This is a genomic window from Streptomyces sp. NPDC020917, from assembly GCF_044333795.1.
In the GTDB taxonomy this organism is placed as follows: domain Bacteria; phylum Actinomycetota; class Actinomycetes; order Streptomycetales; family Streptomycetaceae; genus Actinacidiphila.
Map to the genome: position 1 here is coordinate 284,653 of NZ_JBIRRR010000006.1, position 14,644 is coordinate 299,296.

Here is a 14,644-nt window from a genome sequence, read left to right on the forward strand (position 1 = left end):
GTTCGGGCGGCGGATCGGGTCTGCCCTGGTATGACGCGCATCATCGCTGACATCTCCGTCTCGCTCGACGGCTTCGTCACCGGACCCGACCCCAGTGTGGACAGCGGTCTGGGCACCGGCGGCGAGGCCCTGCACACGTGGGCGTTCTCGGACGACCCCGACGACCGCCGGCTGCTGCGCGAGGGGACCGCCCGCTCGGGCGCCGTCGTCCTCGGCCGCCACCTGTTCGACCTGGTCGACGGGCCGAAGGGCTGGGACGACACGTCCGGCTACGGCGCCGGCGAGGTCGGCCGGCCCGCGTTCGTCGTCGTGACGGGCTCGCCGCCGCGGACGGTGCGGACCACCCACCTCGACTGGACGTTCGTCACCACCGGTCTGCCCGACGCTGTCGCCGCCGCCCGCGAGCGAGCCGAGGCGGCGTCCTCGGAGAGCGGCAAGGACCTGGACGTCGTCCTCATGGGCGGCGGCGCCACGATCCGCTCGGCGCTCGACGCGGGCCTGGTCGACGTGCTGACGCTGCACCTCGCGCCCGTCGTGCTGGGCGCCGGGACGCCCCTGTTCACCGGCGCGGCGCCGCGCACCCTGGTGCAGCGGAGCGTGCTCGCGACATCGACCGCGACGCACCTGACCTACGACCTCGTGCGGTGATCCGGTGACCACGGTCCACGTCAATGACGTCACCTTGGGCATCGAGTCGTTCGGTGACCGCGACGCGCCGCTCGTCCTGCTCGCTGGCGGCACCACGATGCTCTCCTGGCCCGACGCGCTGTGCGCGCGCCTCGCCACCGGCGGGCGCCGGGTGGTGCGCTACGACCTGCGCGACAGCGGGGAGTCGGCGGCGGGGGATCCGGGGGCGCCCGCCTACACCCTGCGCGACCTCGCCGCCGACGCGGCGGCCCTCGCCGACGCGCTCGGCGGGGGACCTGCGCACCTCGCCGGGATCGGCGTCGGCGGGATGGTCGCCCAGGTGGCCGCGCTCGACCATCCGGCCGCGTTCTCGGCGCTCACCCTGGTCGGCACCCGCCCGGTCGCCCCCGGCCCGCCCGACGACGACCTGCCCGGCCATGACCAGGCGATGATGAGCCGGCTGTTCGCGCGGCCCATGCCCGACTGGGCCGACCGCGAGGCGGTCGCGGAGTTCGTCGCAGGCGGCGCGGAGATCCGCGGCGACGACCCGGCCGCCGCGCGCGCCGTCGCCGCGCGCATCTGGGACCGCACGCCCGGCACCGCTCCGCCGGTCCAGTTGGCCAACCAGTTGGGCATGGTGTTCTCCAGGCTGGACTGCACACCCCGCTGGCGCGAGCGGCTGCCGGAGATCGAGGTGCCCACGCTCGTCGTCCACGGCCGCCGCGACCGGTTCTTCCCCGTCGGCAACGGCGAGGCGATCGCCCGCGAGATCCCGGGCGCACGGCTGCTCGTCCTCGAGGAGGCCGCCACGGCGATCCCCGCGGCGGCGGCCGGCGAGGTCGCCGAGGCGATGCTCGGGCTGGGGTAGGGAACGGCCGGTGCCGCGCGGATCCGGCCTCGCCATCCACGCACCGGGCGCGTGGATGGCCGCGCCGGTCGGGCGGCGGTAAATCCGGCGACGCCGAGGATCGGCGCCGGGATACTGGTCGCCCATGGACGAGGTTGAAGTCGTCGTCGCCCATTCCGAGCGGGCGACCCTGCGGGTCGGCGACGTGTTCCTGAAGGTGGACGGGGATCAGGCGCGGATCGACGTCGAGGTCGAGGCGATGGCCCTGGCGCCGGTCCCGACGCCGCGGGTCCTGTGGCGCAAGCCGCCCGTACTCGCGATCTCCGCGGTCCCGGGGACGGCGCTCGGCCGCCTCGGCGAGCCGTCGACCGCGTCCCCGGCGGCGTGGGCCGCGGTGGGCGCCGCCGTCCGGAAGCTGCACGACGCGCCGTTGCCCGCCTGGCCCGGCCAAGGCGGCCGCAGCCTCGACGAGTTGGCGGCGGACCTCGACCGCGAATGCGCGTGGCTCGTGACGAACGGCGTCCTGCCCGCCGACCTCGTCGCGCGCAACCGCCAGGTCGCGGAGGCCGCGCTCCGCCCGTGGACCCCGGTGTTCGCGCACGGCGACCTGCAGATCACCCACGTGTTCACCGAAGGCGACGAGATCACGGGCATCATCGACTGGTCCGAGGCGGGCCAGGGCGACGCCCTGTTCGACCTCGCCATCCTGACCCTCGGACACGAGGAGCACCTCGGCGACCTCGTCGCCGGCTACGGCACCGACGTCGACCTCGACGTGATCCGCGCGTGGTGGTCGTTGCGCAGCCTGCTGGCCATCCGCTGGCTGTCCGAGCACGGCTTCGACCCGACCGCGCCCGGCTGCGAGGTCGACGTGCTGAGATCCCGGATGTGAGGCCGCGCGGGTCGGACTGTCATGAGTGCGCGGACGGGTCCGGCCGCGGAGAGGAGGAGGGCTGTCAGAGCCTGGTCGACCAAGGCCGCGGCCGTCTCCGATGACTCGCAGCGTGTGGTTCGAACGCGGACACCAGCCACCTCTCGAAGGATCCTCCGCCAAGCGCGAGACCCCTCTCATCACGACCGCGTCGGTACGTCAGGCCGGGGGGAACGCCTGAGGGCAGGGATGCCCGCACCGGCCGCGGGCGCGGCGAGGCCGGCCGGCACCGCGGCCGTCGGTCACGACACCGGCAGCCGTGGCGAGTAGGGTGCGGGGCCGTTCGCGACCTGTCGAGGGAAGGTGGCCGTACGTGCACCGGAGCCGTGTATACGCCGTGATCATCGACGCGCCCGATGCCGAGGCCGCGCGGGCCGCGCGCTTCTGGTCGGCGGCTCTCGGCGTGGAGGCCCGGCCGTTCCCGCCGGAACCGCAGTTCACCACGCTCCACCAGGCCCTGCCCGGACTGGTCACCGCCGTTCAGGCGGTCGACGACGCGCCGCGCATCCACCTGGACATGGAGACCGACGACGTCGAGGCGGAGACCGCGCGCCTGATCGCGCTGGGCGCGGAGCAGATCTCGCAGTGGCAGGAGTGCCGCGTGCTCCGCGTACCGGGCGGGCATCTGCTGTGCGTCCTGCCCGTGGAGAGCGATCCGGACATCTTCCGGGCGGGGGCCACCGTGTGGCCGTGACGGCGCGGCCCGGGAGCTGACGCGGGGCGGCCGGGCCGGCAGGCGCACGCCGTGCCCGGCCGGCGGTCGCACGATGGCGGAAAAGCGCCGTCGGAGCAGTCCGCTCACATCGGGCAACGCTGGCTGGAATGCGCCGAAAACCATCTGACGCATGGTCACACACCGCTCCTGCATGGCGTTATGCTCCCGCCCATTGTCATAAGATCGTTCCGCGCAATGGTTTGAGGAAGTTGATGGTCCGAGAGGAAGCGTCGCCGACCGCCGGGCGGCCCGCTGCGTCATACATGTGGTACCTACCTCCCATTGCGATCGTGGTGGCCACCGCACTCGTCGCGTCCCTGGCCCCGTCGTCGGCGCGCACACCCGTGATCGTGCTCGGGGTGGTGGCCGTGGCCGTGGCCGGTTTCGCGGTGGCCGCCGCGGAACGCCGCGGCCGGCAGATCGTGGCGCTCCGCGCCCAGGTCGCGGGGCGTGAGGCGGCGCTCGCCCGGCAGGAGGCGGAGACCGTACGGCTGCACGTGGAAGTGCTGCCGGAGATGATGGAGCGGCTCCGCAAGGGAGAGTTCCCCGAGACGGTGCTCGCCTCCCTCACCGCCGAGGCAGCGGGGGCCGAACGGGCCGGGCTCACCCCCGAGTTCAGGGCCGCGCACCGGGCGGTGCTCACCTCGGTCCTCGAGGCGGTCGTCGCGGAGGAGGATCTGCGCGACTCGGCGCAGCGGGCGTTTGTCAACATCGCCAGGCGCGTCCAGGCCATCATTCACCGCCAGTCGCAGGAACTGCGCGAGATGGAGGAGCGGCACGGCCAGATGCCGGAGGTCTTCGGCGACCTGCTGCGGATCGACCACGGCACAGCGCTGATCGGCCGGCTCGCGGACTCCATCGCCGTGCTCGGCGGGGCGCGTCCGGGTCGCCAGCGCAGCAGGGCGGTGCCCCTGTACAGCGTGCTGCGCGGCGCGATGTCGCGCATCATCGACTACCAGCGTGTGGAGTTGCACTCGGTCACCGAGGTCGCCGTCGTCGGCCTCGCCGTGGAGCCGCTCATCCACGCGCTGGCCGAACTGCTGGACAACGCGACCCGCTACTCCCCCCCGCACACCCAGGTGCACGTCACCGCGGTCGAGGTGCAGTCGGGGATCGCCGTCGAGATCGAGGACGGCGGCGTGAGCATGAGCGAGGAGGCCCGCAGGCGGGCCGAGCGGACGCTGGAGCAGGCCCAGCAGGGCATCGACGTGAACGATCTGGGCGAGACGCCGCGCCTGGGCCTGGCCGTGGTGGGCCGGCTCGCGCAGGCGTACGGCTTCCAGGTGGCGCTGCGTTCGTCCGCCTACGGCGGCGTGCGCGCCGTACTGGTCCTCCCGCAGACGCTGATCACCACCGCGTCGGCCGCGAGCGGCCTGGCCCACGGCATCGGCACCTCCGCCGGGCCGCGGGCGGTGGCGGAGACCCGCGGGCCGCGCGCGGTCGAGCACACGGAGGCTCCGCCCGCGGCGCCGCAGGCCGAAGCGCCCGCTCCGGCCCCGGCCGCGCGGTCGGCGAGCGGGCTGCCGCAGCGGCAGCGCAGGAGCCGGGTGACCGAGCCGGCCGCGCCGGACAACGCCCCTGACGAGACGCAGGAGCAGCCGCAGGTCCAGCCCGGGTTGTGGCTGGGCGCCTTCCAGAGCGCCCTGGCCGGTGAGGCAGCAGAGAACGGCGGTGGCTCTTCGGGGCCGGGAAGCAAGGGAGAACAGTGACTCAGCAGCGGGCCAACATGGACTGGATGCTCAAGGATCTCGCGGAGGGCGTCCCGCAGACCCGCTACGTGGTCCTCCTGTCCGCGGACGGGCTGCGGATGGCCCAGCACGGCGCCGACGTCGACGCCGCCGACCGGCTGGCCGCCTCCTGTGCCGGACTGCAGAGCCTTGCGAGCGCCGTCGGCCGTGAATTCCCCGACAAGCAGGGGAAGATGCGGATGGTCGTCATCGAGCTGGACGTCGGCTTCTTCTACCTGATGGCGGCGGGTTCCGGCGCGCATCTCGCGGTGCTGGCCGACGAGGGGGTGGACGCCGGCCTCATCGGGCAGCGGATGCGCGACCTGGTCATCCGGATCGGGGAGCACCTGAGCAGTCCGCCGAGGCAGGACCGGCGGGCCGGGTGAGCGACTCGGGCCGTGGCTGGGAAGACGCCAGCCTGGAACGGCTCTACGTCATCACCGGAGGCCGCAGCGGATCGTCCACCAGCACTCCGTTGAGGCTGGTCACCCTGGTCGTGGCCTGTTCGGGGCCGCGGCCGGGGATGCAGCCCGAGTCGGTGGAGATCCTGCGCGTGTGCCAGGCCCCGCTCTCGGTGGCGGAGATCTCCGCCTACACGGGGCTGCCGGTGAGTGTCGTGACCGTCCTGCTCAGCGATCTCCTGGCTGACAACCATGTGATGGCGCGCGCACCCGTGCCTTCCGCTCAACTTCCCGACCGCGCGTTGATTGAGGCAGTGATCGATGGACTCAACAAGAAGCTCTGACAGGCCCGCTGGGCCGCGCAGCGAGGACGTGCTGCCGGACACGGCCACCACGGCGGTCAAGGTGGTGATCGTGGGCGGGTTCGGAGTCGGCAAGACGACCCTGGTCGGCTCGGTGAGCGAGATCCGGCCGCTGACCACCGAAGAGACCATGACCGAGGCCGGGGTCGGTGTCGACGACAACGCCGGGGTGGAGCACAAGTCCTCGACCACCGTGGCGCTGGACTTCGGGCGGATCAGCATCAACAGGGAACTGGTGCTGTACATCTTCGGCACCCCGGGGCAGGAGCGCTTCTGGTTCCTGTGGGCCGACCTGTTCGAGGGCGCGCTGGGCGCGGTGGTGCTGGTCGACACCCGCAGGCTGGAGGTCAGCTTCGACGTCATCGGCCGGCTGGAGGAGCGCGGGCTGCCCTTCATCGTGGCGGTCAACACCTTCCCCGAAGCGCCCGAGTACCCGTTGGGCGAGCTGCGGGGCGCACTCGACCTGCCCGCGTCCGTCCCGATCGTCGCCTGCGACGCCCGGCTGCGCAGTTCCAGCCGCGACGTCCTGATGACGCTCATGCACTACCTGCACTCTCTCGCCGCGACATCGGAGGCATCGTGAGCACCCCCGTCCCCCCTCCGGGCTGCCCCGCCCACGGTCTGGACCCCGAGGCGATCACCCGCCTGCACGAGGCCGACGACCCGATGGCCCTGTACGGGAAGCTGCGGGCCGAACACGGCTCCGTCGCCCCGGTCTTCGTGCAGGGCGACCTGCCGGCCTGGCTGGTCCTGGGCTACCAGGAGAACCTGGAGGTCGCGCGGAACCCGTCGCGTTTCGCCCGCGACCCGCGCACCTGGCGCGTCCAGCAGGAGGGCGGGGTTCCCGCCGATCATCCGCTGGGGCCGATGCTGACGTGGTGGCCGGTGGTCAACTTCACCGACGGGCCCACGCACGAGCGGTTGCGGGACGCGGTGACGGACTCGCTGCAGAAGTTCGGCAGGCGCGGGATCCGCCGCTACGTGGACCACTTCGCGAACCAGCTGATCGACGGGTTCACGGCGAAGGGCCGGGCGGACCTGGTCGAGGACTTCGCCGCGCAGCTGCCGATGCTGGTGATGACGCAGCTGGTCGGCGCCCCCGACGAGCACGGTCCGCTGCTGGTCGAGGCGGTCCGCGACATGCTCAAGGGCACCGAGACCGCCCTGGCCAGCGACCAGCACGTCACCACCACGCTCCAGCAGCTCGTGGCAGCCAAGCGGGCCCACCCGGGCCACGACCTGACGTCGTGGCTGCTGGAGCACCCGTCGAAGCTGACGGAGGTGGAGGTCCTGGCGCACGTCCGGGTCGTGCTGGTGGCCGCCTACGAGACCACCGCCAACCTGATCGCGAACACCCTGCGGGTGGTCCTCACCGACCGCCGCTTCCGGGCGAACCTCTCCGGCGGCCAGATGACGCTGCCCGACGCGCTGGAGCAGGTGCTGTGGGACCAGCCGCCGCTCAACACGGTCCTCGGCCGCTGGGCCATCGGCGACACGGTCCTGGGCGGCCGGCAGATCCAGGCGGGCGACATGCTCCTGCTGAGCCTGGCCGCGGGCAACGTCGACCCGGCGATCCGCCCGGACCTGAGCGATCCCGTCCACGGCAACCGCGCGCACCTGGCCTTCTCCAGCGGCGCGCACGAGTGCCCCGGCCAGGACATCGGACGGGCCATCGCGGACACCGGCATCGAGGTCCTGCTGGGACGCCTCCCTGACCTCGAACTGGCGGTGCCGGAGACCGAGTTGGAGTGGCGCGGGACGCTGATGTCGCAGCACCTCGTGGGCCTGCCGGTCACCTTCACCCCGAAGCCCGCACGCGGATCGGGACCGGCCGCGGCGACCCCGGCCCCGGCGGCGCCGCTGCCGGAGAGCGCGGTGCCGGTAGCGGCGCCCCCGGTGGCCGCTCCCCCGGCCGTCCAGGAGCGGCGGCGCCCGTGGTGGCGCCGCTGGTTCGGCGGGCGGTGATCCGGTGACGTGCGGAGGGGGTCCACACCACGGTGTGGACCCCCTCCGCATGTGCGGCCGCTGGGAGCAGGCGGGCCGGTCACCCCTCCAGGTGACGCCACCACCGGGCGAGGGCCGGGATCGGCGGCGGCTGCGTGCTCGGGTCGCTCGGCGTGTCCCGCCAGGTGATGCCGAACGACGCTCCTTCCACGGGAAGGGCGTTGCGGTTGCGCGGGCTGGCGTACCGGGGGGCCCGGTTCTGCCAGGCGATGCTGCCGGCGACGTAGTGCTCCAGCGAGACCAGGTAGCGGCCGAGTTGCTCGTCGGCGTCCTTCGCTAGCCGGTCACGCAGCCGGACGAACAGCGTCATCACCCGGTCCCGCAGGGCGACGGCCTCGGGCAGCGCGTCCCTCGGCGAGCAGCCGTTCTGGTGGGCGATGACGTTGATCCAGTTCTGCTCCCAGGGCTCCTGGTCGTCGTCCTTGTTGTAGGAGAACAGGTCGTTGTCGGCGCTGACGATGAACCCCGCGGCGTCGGTGAGAGCCTGGACGGGTGCCGAGTACAGGACGTCCGGGCCCAGGTGGATCCGGTTCGCCACGTCGGACCACGTCAGGCTGAAACGGGTCCCGTTGGCGAGCGCACCCACCGCGGCGAAGTCGTTCACGCTGGGCATGACGCCGCGTTCTGCGTTGGCGGCCTGCCAGCCGGCGCCGAACAGCCAGTCGCGGGCGCCCTCGCTGAACCTGCGCAGCTGGAAGGGCGTGAGCAGGGCGCGGGTACGGGTCACCAGGTCGTCGAGCGCCGCGGTCAGCGGGCTGTCGGGGAGCATCGCGGATCCGGGCGCTTCGATGGCGCGGGCCAGCCGGATGCTGTGGTCGGTGATGGACGCGGTGCTGATCGCCGTGGCGGAGTCCTGCCAGTCGTCGACGGCGTTGGCCCAGTAGTTCCACTCGATGAACAGCAGCAGCGGCTCCACGTCCCCGTCCGGGATGATGCGGCAGGAGAAGTCGGCGCTGTGGGTCGCCAGGCCCCAGACCCGCTCGGTGGCATCGGGATAGAACCCGAACGCGTCGATCCACTCGACAGCCCGCCGTTCCAGCTCTGCCGCCTCCGCGTGGACCGCCGCGCGGTCGAACGGGCAGTAGAACGGGGGCAGTTGCCAGCCGATGCGGGAGGGGTGGCCGTGATCGGCGATCACGGTCAGTTCCCTCCCAGCCGGAAGAGGAGCAGCCGGGTCTCCATGGCGTGGTCGCGCCAGATCCGGAACAGCTTGCTGTGGGTGATGGTGGACTCCTGGAGGCGCTCGCGCGACCAGGCGGACGCCGCGCCGGTGCGCTCGACGTGGTCCAGTTCCGCGGTGTTCCAGGCCATCGACTGGACCCAGAACTCGGCGACCCGGTCGGTGACGTCCTCGTCCTGCTCCAGTTCGAAGCCGGCCGCTTCCGCCGCGCTGATGTACTCGGTGAGCGTGCCCAGGCGCGTCCGGTAGTAGGCGTCGATGAACGCGCTCCACTCCGGGCGGCAGATGAAGTGCTCCTGGATGCCGAACCAGCCGCCGGGCTTCAGCGCCCTGGCCACGACCTGGAACAGCCGCGCGCGGTCCATGTACCCGGAGCTCTCGTTGGCGTACGCGCCGTCGTACTTCGCCTGCTCGTCGAGTTCGTGGATGTCCCCGAGGCGGGGGGTGACCCGGTCGGCGACGCCGGCCTGCCGCGCGAAGTCCTGGATGACCGGGACGTGTTCGGCCGCGACCGTCAGCCCGGTGACCTGCGCGCCGTGCTCCTGCGCCCAGTAGAGCGAGCCGCCGCCGACCCCGCAGCCGATGTCCAGGAGATGCCCGGGCGCCGTGCCGTGGATGCCCCAGGTGCGTGCGGCATGGTCGACTATCGCCTCCTGCGAAGCCACGATGCGCCGCTTGAGGACGCGTTGGGCGACGGTGGTGTTCGGCGGTGTGTGGTCGAAGAGCCCCATGTGGAAGTGCACGCGGGGGCCTGGCCCGTACTTGTGGAGGATGTCCGCTGTCTTGCGGCTGTAGTAGAGCGGGACCTGACTTTCGTCGAACGCCCGGCCACCGGTGGAGGCATGGGTGGCGAGGTTGGTGTTCATGGTGTCTCCGGAGATCCTTCGTTCATCGGATGAGCGGGCCCTGACCGCAGGTCGCGGTCGAGCCGGCTGTCAAACCCCCGTGTGATCAAGTCGAACTCGGCGTACGTCCCGCCCCGCTGCCGCGGCGGGACGTTCACCATCTGATGGGCTGCACCTCAGCCCCGCAGGGCACGGGCCGGCGAGCCGGGCGCCAGGCGCACGGGGAGCTCCTGCACGCCGTTCATCGCCTGGCTGGCCAGCCGCGGCTGGTCAGGGGTGGCGAGGGCCAGGTCGGGGAAGCGCCGGAAGAGGGCGGGCAGGGCCGTGCCGACCTCCAGCCGCGCCAGGGCCACGCCGAGGCAGTAGTGGGCGCCGTGCCCGAAGGCGAGCGTGGTTGTGGGGTGGTCTCGGGTGATGTCGAACGTCTCCGGATCGGTGAAGACCTTGGGGTCGCGTCCCGCGGTGGCCAGTCCGACGATGACCGGATCGCCCTCCTTGACGACGACGTCCCCCAGCGGGGTGTCGCACACGGCGAAGCGGAAGTAGACCCGCTGCACCGGAGGGTCGTAGCGCAGCGTCTCCTGGACGACGTCCTCCCAGCTGCTGCCGCCGTCCCGGACGAGCGCGAGCTGTTCGGGGTGCGAGAGCAGTGCCTTGACGGCGTTGGTGAGGAGGTTGACGGTCGTGTCGTGCCCTGCGATGACCAGCAGCATGAGGCTGTCCACCAGCTCGGATCTGGTCAGCTGGCCGTCGAGGTGGGTCTGCAGCAGGCGGGTCGTCAGGTCGTCGGACGGATGCTGCTCCTTGACCGCGATCAGGTCGTCGAGGAGCGCCACGACCGCCGCGTGCGCCCGGCCGGCCTCTTCCGGGGTGGCGGTGCTCAGCAGCAGGGTGCTGGTGTGGCGGCCGAACTCGCGGCGCACGGCGTGGTCGTCGATGCCCAGCAGTTCGCAGATCACCCGCATGGGCAGCGGAAGGGCGTACCGCGCCTTGATGTCGACGACGGCGTCACCCGGCTCCCCCGCGAGCTCGTCCAGCAGTTCCTCGGTGATCTCCTGGATGCGGGGCGCGTAGGTCTGGGTCGGCCGGCGGTTGAAGGCGTGCGTGACCGGGTTGCGCAGCCGGGCGTGGTCGAGGCCGTCCCGGTTCAGCATCGTCTGGCCGACGGCCAGGGCCATCAACGGCCAGTCGCTGCTGATCCGGCCCTCCCGGAAGGCACGCCAGTGCTCCGGGTTCTTGGCCAGCTGCCGGTGGCCAAGAACCTCGCGGCCGGAGGCGTCGTCGGTGGTGATCCAGGCGGTGACGCCCTGCGGCAGTTCGACGGGCACGCAGGAGCCCAGCTCCTGCAGCCGCTTCCCCTCGCCGTAGGGATCGGCAGAGGTGGGGTCCAGGACGATCAGGGGGTGATCGAGATCCATCGGGAAGACCTCCGATTTCGTCGGACTGATCCGCAATGGACCGCGGTGCACGCACAGGAGACCGGCACGGACGCACGGTGACGCCCTGGTCGGCGTGTGTGATCTTAATCGGTTTGCGCGCGGCCGAACAGCAGACATAGTCGGACCAACGACCCTGGCCACGAACCTTTTTGAGGGATCGTCAGTTCACCGGTGAGCTGTTACGTGCTGTTTCGTGTGCATGCTCCCGTTCACGCCTGCCGCTCGGCGGGCGCGGTGGCCGGCGGCGGGGCCAGCCTGAGCGTGAGGACGTAGGAGACCACGACCGCGACGATCACCAGGGGCATCACGGTGAGTCCGTCCTTGCCCAGCAGCAGGGTGGCGAGGAGCACGGAGACCATCGGGTACCTGAGCATCGCGGTGGCCATGGCGCCCACACCCATCGCGAGCCCGGCGGTCAGGCCGAGTCCGGGCAGGTGGGAGAGCGCGATGCCGCCGGCGGCGCCGACGAACAGGGAGGGGAACACCGGGCCGCCCCGGAACGCCGACATGGAGACGCTGTATCCCAGGGACTTGCAGGCGACGAGCACGACGAGGGCCCCGACCGAGTACTGCGCGTGGTCGGTGAGCAGGGTGCCGAGCCCGCTCTGGCCCGAGTACAGGACTCCCGATGCCGCGTGCCCGGTCCACTCCGCGTAGACGAGGGCGATCACGCCGACGGCGACACCGGCGAGCACGGTGGCGGGCAGCCGCCGCGGCCGGACCAGTGCGAGGAGGCGCAAGGAGAGCGACCGGATCCCCCAGCCGAGGACCGCCGCCGCGACCCCGATCACGAGCGCCCAGCCGAACCCGGCGGCGTCCGGCGCGGCGGCGTGGGGGACGTTCGGCAGGACCAGCGAGTAGGTGCCCAGGCCGGTCCACGAGCCCAGCCCCGTGAAGATGAGCGCGCCGATGCCGGAGCAGAGCAGGCCGGGCAGCAGGACGACGCCGAGCATCGGGCCGCCGAGTCCCGCGGTCTCCATGAGCAGGAACGCGCCCAGCAGCGGTGAGCCGAGCAGCGTGCTGATCGCGGCGAAGCTCCCGGAGGCTCCGACGACGTCGGTGACCTGCTTCGGGAACGGCCTCCGCGTGAGTTCCAGCGCGGCCACCGCGAGCCCGCTGCCCAGCGCGATGAGCGGGGCCTCAGGGCCGATGACGGCGCCGAGGCCGAGCGAGGCCAGCGCGGCGAGCGCCACGCCGGGCAGGTCGACGGTCGGCGTGGGTCCCGACGGTGCGAACCCGCGGGACGGCTCGTGGCCGCCGTTGCCGGGGAGGTAGCGGATGATCGGGCCGACGAGGAGTCCTGCCACGGCGAGCAGCGGCACCGGCCACCAGTTCGGTGTGCCGTGGAACCCGAGCCCTTTGGGCAGGTCCGTGTACGTCAGCGACTGGAGCTTGTTGACGAGAGCGAGGAAGCCGAAGGCCGCCGCCGAGATCGGGACGCCCAGGACGGCGGCGACCAGCAGCAGCACGGCGTAACCGCGGCTGCGCACGAGCGCGAACGGGTCCGGGGCGGCTGCCGGGGACTTGCCGTCGGACGCCGCCGGGCCGCTGGGAGTGGTCACGCCGGGGCCTCCGCGTCTCGGGGCGGGGTCAGGAGCACCAGGGTGTCCCCCTGCTCGGGCCGGGGTGCGCTGCCGCCGGTGACCGGTTCGAGCCGTTCACCGCGGCGCACGACGAACAGGAGGTCGCTGCCCGGTGGAACGGGGCCGCCGGCGGGCAGCGCCACGACGGCAGCGCCTTCCTCGTGCTTGCGGGCGAGGGCCGGGCCCGTCAGCCGCGGGCCGAAGAGGGTCTCGCCGCCGATGTACGGCGCCATCACGCCGTGGCTGCCGGCCGCCGGACCGACACGGTGCACCGGTCCCTCGATGCCACCGCGCAGGATCGCCGCCGCCAGGGCGTTGAAGTCGTCCTCCTCGGTGAGGAAGTACACCGCGGTGATGCCTTCCCACTCGGCTCCCCCGCCGGTGGCCGTGGCCAGCATCTCGCCGGCGGCGAGTTCGATGCCGGCCTGCCGGATGCGGTGCCGCTGCTGCTCCTGGCCGGCCCACATCAGTACCTCCATGCCCGTCGACCTCAGGGTCGACCCGAGGTCGACGACCCAGGGGGCGCCGCCGACCAGCAGCGGGCGGGAACGGGACCGGCGCACGACGCCCAGCAGCCGGGCGACGGGGGCTGCCGTGAGGCCGTAGAGGGTGACGGTGGCGACGATGACGACGAAGGTCGCCGGAAGGATCTTCGCCGCGCCGCCGATGTGCTCGGCGACCAGGCCGGAGGTGAACGTGGAGGCGGTGGCGGCCGCGACGATGCCGCGCGGCGCCATCCAGCCGATGAAGCTCCGCTCGCCGCGGGACAGGTCCGTGCCGATGGTGGACACGGCCGCGACGAGCGGCCGGACGGCGAGGACCAGGAAGGCGGCCAGCCCGAGGGCGGGCAGCACCACGTGGCGGAGCGACGCGGGGGTGACCGTGGCCGAGATCGACGTGAAGAGCAGCCCGATGATCAGGCTGACCAGGGTCTCGAAGAACTCGCGGCGGACGGGGACGTCGATGCGGGACACGTTGGCGACGAACAGGCCCATCAGCACGGCGGCGATGAGCCCCGCGTCCTCGCGCAGCACGTCGCAGAACGCGGCCACCCCGACCACGGCGGCGAGCTGGGCCGTGGTGCCCAGGACCTCGCCGGGCCGCACCACGCGGAACAGCCCCCACAGCACGGCTGCCCCTGCCACGCCGCCCACCACCCCCGTGACCACGCTGGCCGCGAACCCCCCGATCGCATGGGCCGGGCTGTGGTGCGTGCCGGCGACGACGCCGTGGAAGACGAGGGCGCCCAGGATGCCCCCGACCGGGTCGATGAGGGAGCCCTCCCAGACAAGGATGTGCTGGAGCCGGTCCTCCGGCCGCACGAGGCTGAGCAGGGGGCCCACGACGGTCGGTCCCGACACCACGAGGATGGCGCCCAGCGTGACGGCTGCCTGGCGGGACATGCCCAGCAGCGGAATGGCGAGGGCGGCGCAGAGGAGCCAGGTGACGGGAACGCCGATCCAGATCAGGCGGGAGACGACACGGCGGTTGTGGCCTTTGAACCTGCCCAGGTCGAGGCCGAGTCCGGCGTCGTAGAGGATCACCGCGACGGCGAGGGACACCAGGGGTGAGAACGACGCACCCAGCAGTTGTTGCGGGTCGACGTCGTCGATCAGCGCACCGGCGGCGAACCCGACCGGAAGCAGGACGATGAGTGCGGGGATCCGGAGACGTCCGGCCAGGAGCTGGGATCCGACGGCGAGGACCACGATCAGGCCCAGACCGATGAGCACCTGATTCGTCGTCACGGACTGCCCTTCGAACTCCGATGGTGGGATGCGCGTTCTCCACTGCTGCGCTCCGGCCCGTGTCCACCTCCTCGTCGGGAGCGTGCTGCCGGTCCCGGAGGCGGTCAAGCGCAACACGTTGCGCCGGGCGGTACAGCCGGGCGTTTTCCCCCGAACGCAGCACCGGCCGCACCCGTGACGCCGCGCCGCCCGACGCCCACCCCTCGCATCCGGGCGGGCACGAGAAGTAGCGGCG

14 protein-coding genes are annotated in these 14,644 nt (G+C 72.5%); 9 read left to right on the plus strand and 5 right to left on the minus strand.

Annotated elements, in window-relative coordinates:
* The first annotated feature begins 30 nt into the window (after nucleotides 1-30).
* The 9 genes from ACH4TG_RS15915 to ACH4TG_RS15955 all read left to right on the plus strand — a co-directional run bounded on the left by ACH4TG_RS15915 (nucleotide 31) and on the right by ACH4TG_RS15955 (nucleotide 7,575).
* Nucleotides 31-648, plus strand: a complete 618-nt coding sequence (locus ACH4TG_RS15915; RefSeq protein WP_398242864.1) for a dihydrofolate reductase family protein — start codon at nucleotides 31-33, stop codon at nucleotides 646-648.
* A 4-nt stretch (nucleotides 649-652) separates the two neighbouring features.
* A complete protein-coding gene (locus tag ACH4TG_RS15920; protein ID WP_398242865.1) occupies nucleotides 653-1,495 on the plus strand; it encodes an alpha/beta fold hydrolase in 843 nt (280 codons plus the stop codon).
* A 124-nt stretch (nucleotides 1,496-1,619) separates the two neighbouring features.
* Nucleotides 1,620-2,366 (plus strand): phosphotransferase family protein, encoded by a 747-nt coding sequence (locus ACH4TG_RS15925; RefSeq protein WP_398242866.1) that lies wholly within the window; start codon nucleotides 1,620-1,622, stop codon nucleotides 2,364-2,366.
* A 352-nt stretch (nucleotides 2,367-2,718) separates the two neighbouring features.
* Complete coding sequence (locus ACH4TG_RS15930; protein ID WP_398242867.1) at nucleotides 2,719-3,099, plus strand: VOC family protein; 381 nt, start codon at nucleotides 2,719-2,721, stop codon at nucleotides 3,097-3,099.
* Nucleotides 3,100-3,332: 233 nt separating this feature from the next.
* Nucleotides 3,333-4,829, plus strand: coding sequence for a sensor histidine kinase (locus ACH4TG_RS15935; protein WP_398242868.1), 1,497 nt, complete (start codon nucleotides 3,333-3,335; stop codon nucleotides 4,827-4,829).
* 17 nt (nucleotides 4,830-4,846) lie between these two features.
* A complete protein-coding gene (locus tag ACH4TG_RS15940; RefSeq protein WP_398243051.1) occupies nucleotides 4,847-5,233 on the plus strand; it encodes a roadblock/LC7 domain-containing protein in 387 nt (128 codons plus the stop codon).
* On the plus strand, nucleotides 5,230-5,592 hold the full coding sequence (locus ACH4TG_RS15945; RefSeq protein WP_398242869.1) for a DUF742 domain-containing protein: 363 nt from the start codon (nucleotides 5,230-5,232) through the stop codon (nucleotides 5,590-5,592). The genes ACH4TG_RS15940 and ACH4TG_RS15945 overlap by 4 nt, the downstream gene beginning before the upstream one ends.
* The gene (locus ACH4TG_RS15950) at nucleotides 5,570-6,193 is read left to right on the plus strand and encodes a GTP-binding protein (RefSeq protein WP_398242870.1); all 624 of its coding nucleotides are present in this window, start codon (nucleotides 5,570-5,572) and stop codon (nucleotides 6,191-6,193) included. The genes ACH4TG_RS15945 and ACH4TG_RS15950 overlap by 23 nt, the downstream gene beginning before the upstream one ends.
* Entirely contained in the window at nucleotides 6,190-7,575 is a 1,386-nt protein-coding gene (locus tag ACH4TG_RS15955) for a cytochrome P450 (RefSeq protein ID WP_398242871.1), read from the plus strand. Before ACH4TG_RS15950 ends, ACH4TG_RS15955 begins: the two co-directional genes overlap by 4 nt.
* Nucleotides 7,576-7,654: 79 nt before the next feature.
* Here ACH4TG_RS15955 and ACH4TG_RS15960 read toward each other — a convergent pair whose 3' ends face one another.
* The 5 genes from ACH4TG_RS15960 to ACH4TG_RS15980 form a co-directional block, all read right to left on the minus strand.
* Nucleotides 7,655-8,752 carry a terpene synthase family protein gene (locus ACH4TG_RS15960; RefSeq protein ID WP_398242872.1) on the minus strand — a complete coding sequence of 366 codons (1,098 nt, stop codon included), beginning with the start codon at nucleotides 8,750-8,752 and terminating at the stop codon, nucleotides 7,655-7,657.
* A gap of 2 nt (nucleotides 8,753-8,754) precedes the next feature.
* The gene (locus ACH4TG_RS15965; RefSeq protein WP_398242873.1) at nucleotides 8,755-9,660 is read right to left on the minus strand and encodes a methyltransferase domain-containing protein; all 906 of its coding nucleotides are present in this window, start codon (nucleotides 9,658-9,660) and stop codon (nucleotides 8,755-8,757) included.
* A 155-nt stretch (nucleotides 9,661-9,815) separates the two neighbouring features.
* Nucleotides 9,816-11,057, minus strand: a complete 1,242-nt coding sequence (locus ACH4TG_RS15970; protein ID WP_398242874.1) for a cytochrome P450 — start codon at nucleotides 11,055-11,057, stop codon at nucleotides 9,816-9,818.
* A 230-nt stretch (nucleotides 11,058-11,287) separates the two neighbouring features.
* Complete coding sequence (locus ACH4TG_RS15975; protein ID WP_398242875.1) at nucleotides 11,288-12,640, minus strand: chloride channel protein; 1,353 nt, start codon at nucleotides 12,638-12,640, stop codon at nucleotides 11,288-11,290.
* A complete protein-coding gene (locus ACH4TG_RS15980; RefSeq protein WP_398242876.1) occupies nucleotides 12,637-14,409 on the minus strand; it encodes a cation:proton antiporter in 1,773 nt (590 codons plus the stop codon). Before ACH4TG_RS15980 ends, ACH4TG_RS15975 begins: the two co-directional genes overlap by 4 nt.
* Nucleotides 14,410-14,644: the final 235 nt, after the last annotated feature.

Bases quoted from the DNA above. Each gene is read 5' to 3' on its own strand.
- ACH4TG_RS15915 (WP_398242864.1), top strand. From the start codon at position 31: ATGACGCGCATCATCGCTGACATCTCCGTCTCGCTCGACGGCTTCGTC.
- ACH4TG_RS15925 (WP_398242866.1), top strand. From the start codon at position 1,620: ATGGACGAGGTTGAAGTCGTCGTCGCCCATTCCGAGCGGGCGACCCTG.
- ACH4TG_RS15935 (WP_398242868.1), top strand. From the start codon at position 3,333: ATGGTCCGAGAGGAAGCGTCGCCGACCGCCGGGCGGCCCGCTGCGTCA.
- ACH4TG_RS15940 (WP_398243051.1), top strand. From the start codon at position 4,847: ATGGACTGGATGCTCAAGGATCTCGCGGAGGGCGTCCCGCAGACCCGC.
- ACH4TG_RS15950 (WP_398242870.1), top strand. From the start codon at position 5,570: ATGGACTCAACAAGAAGCTCTGACAGGCCCGCTGGGCCGCGCAGCGAG.
- ACH4TG_RS15965 (WP_398242873.1), bottom strand. From the start codon at position 9,660: ATGAACACCAACCTCGCCACCCATGCCTCCACCGGTGGCCGGGCGTTC.
- ACH4TG_RS15970 (WP_398242874.1), bottom strand. From the start codon at position 11,057: ATGGATCTCGATCACCCCCTGATCGTCCTGGACCCCACCTCTGCCGAT.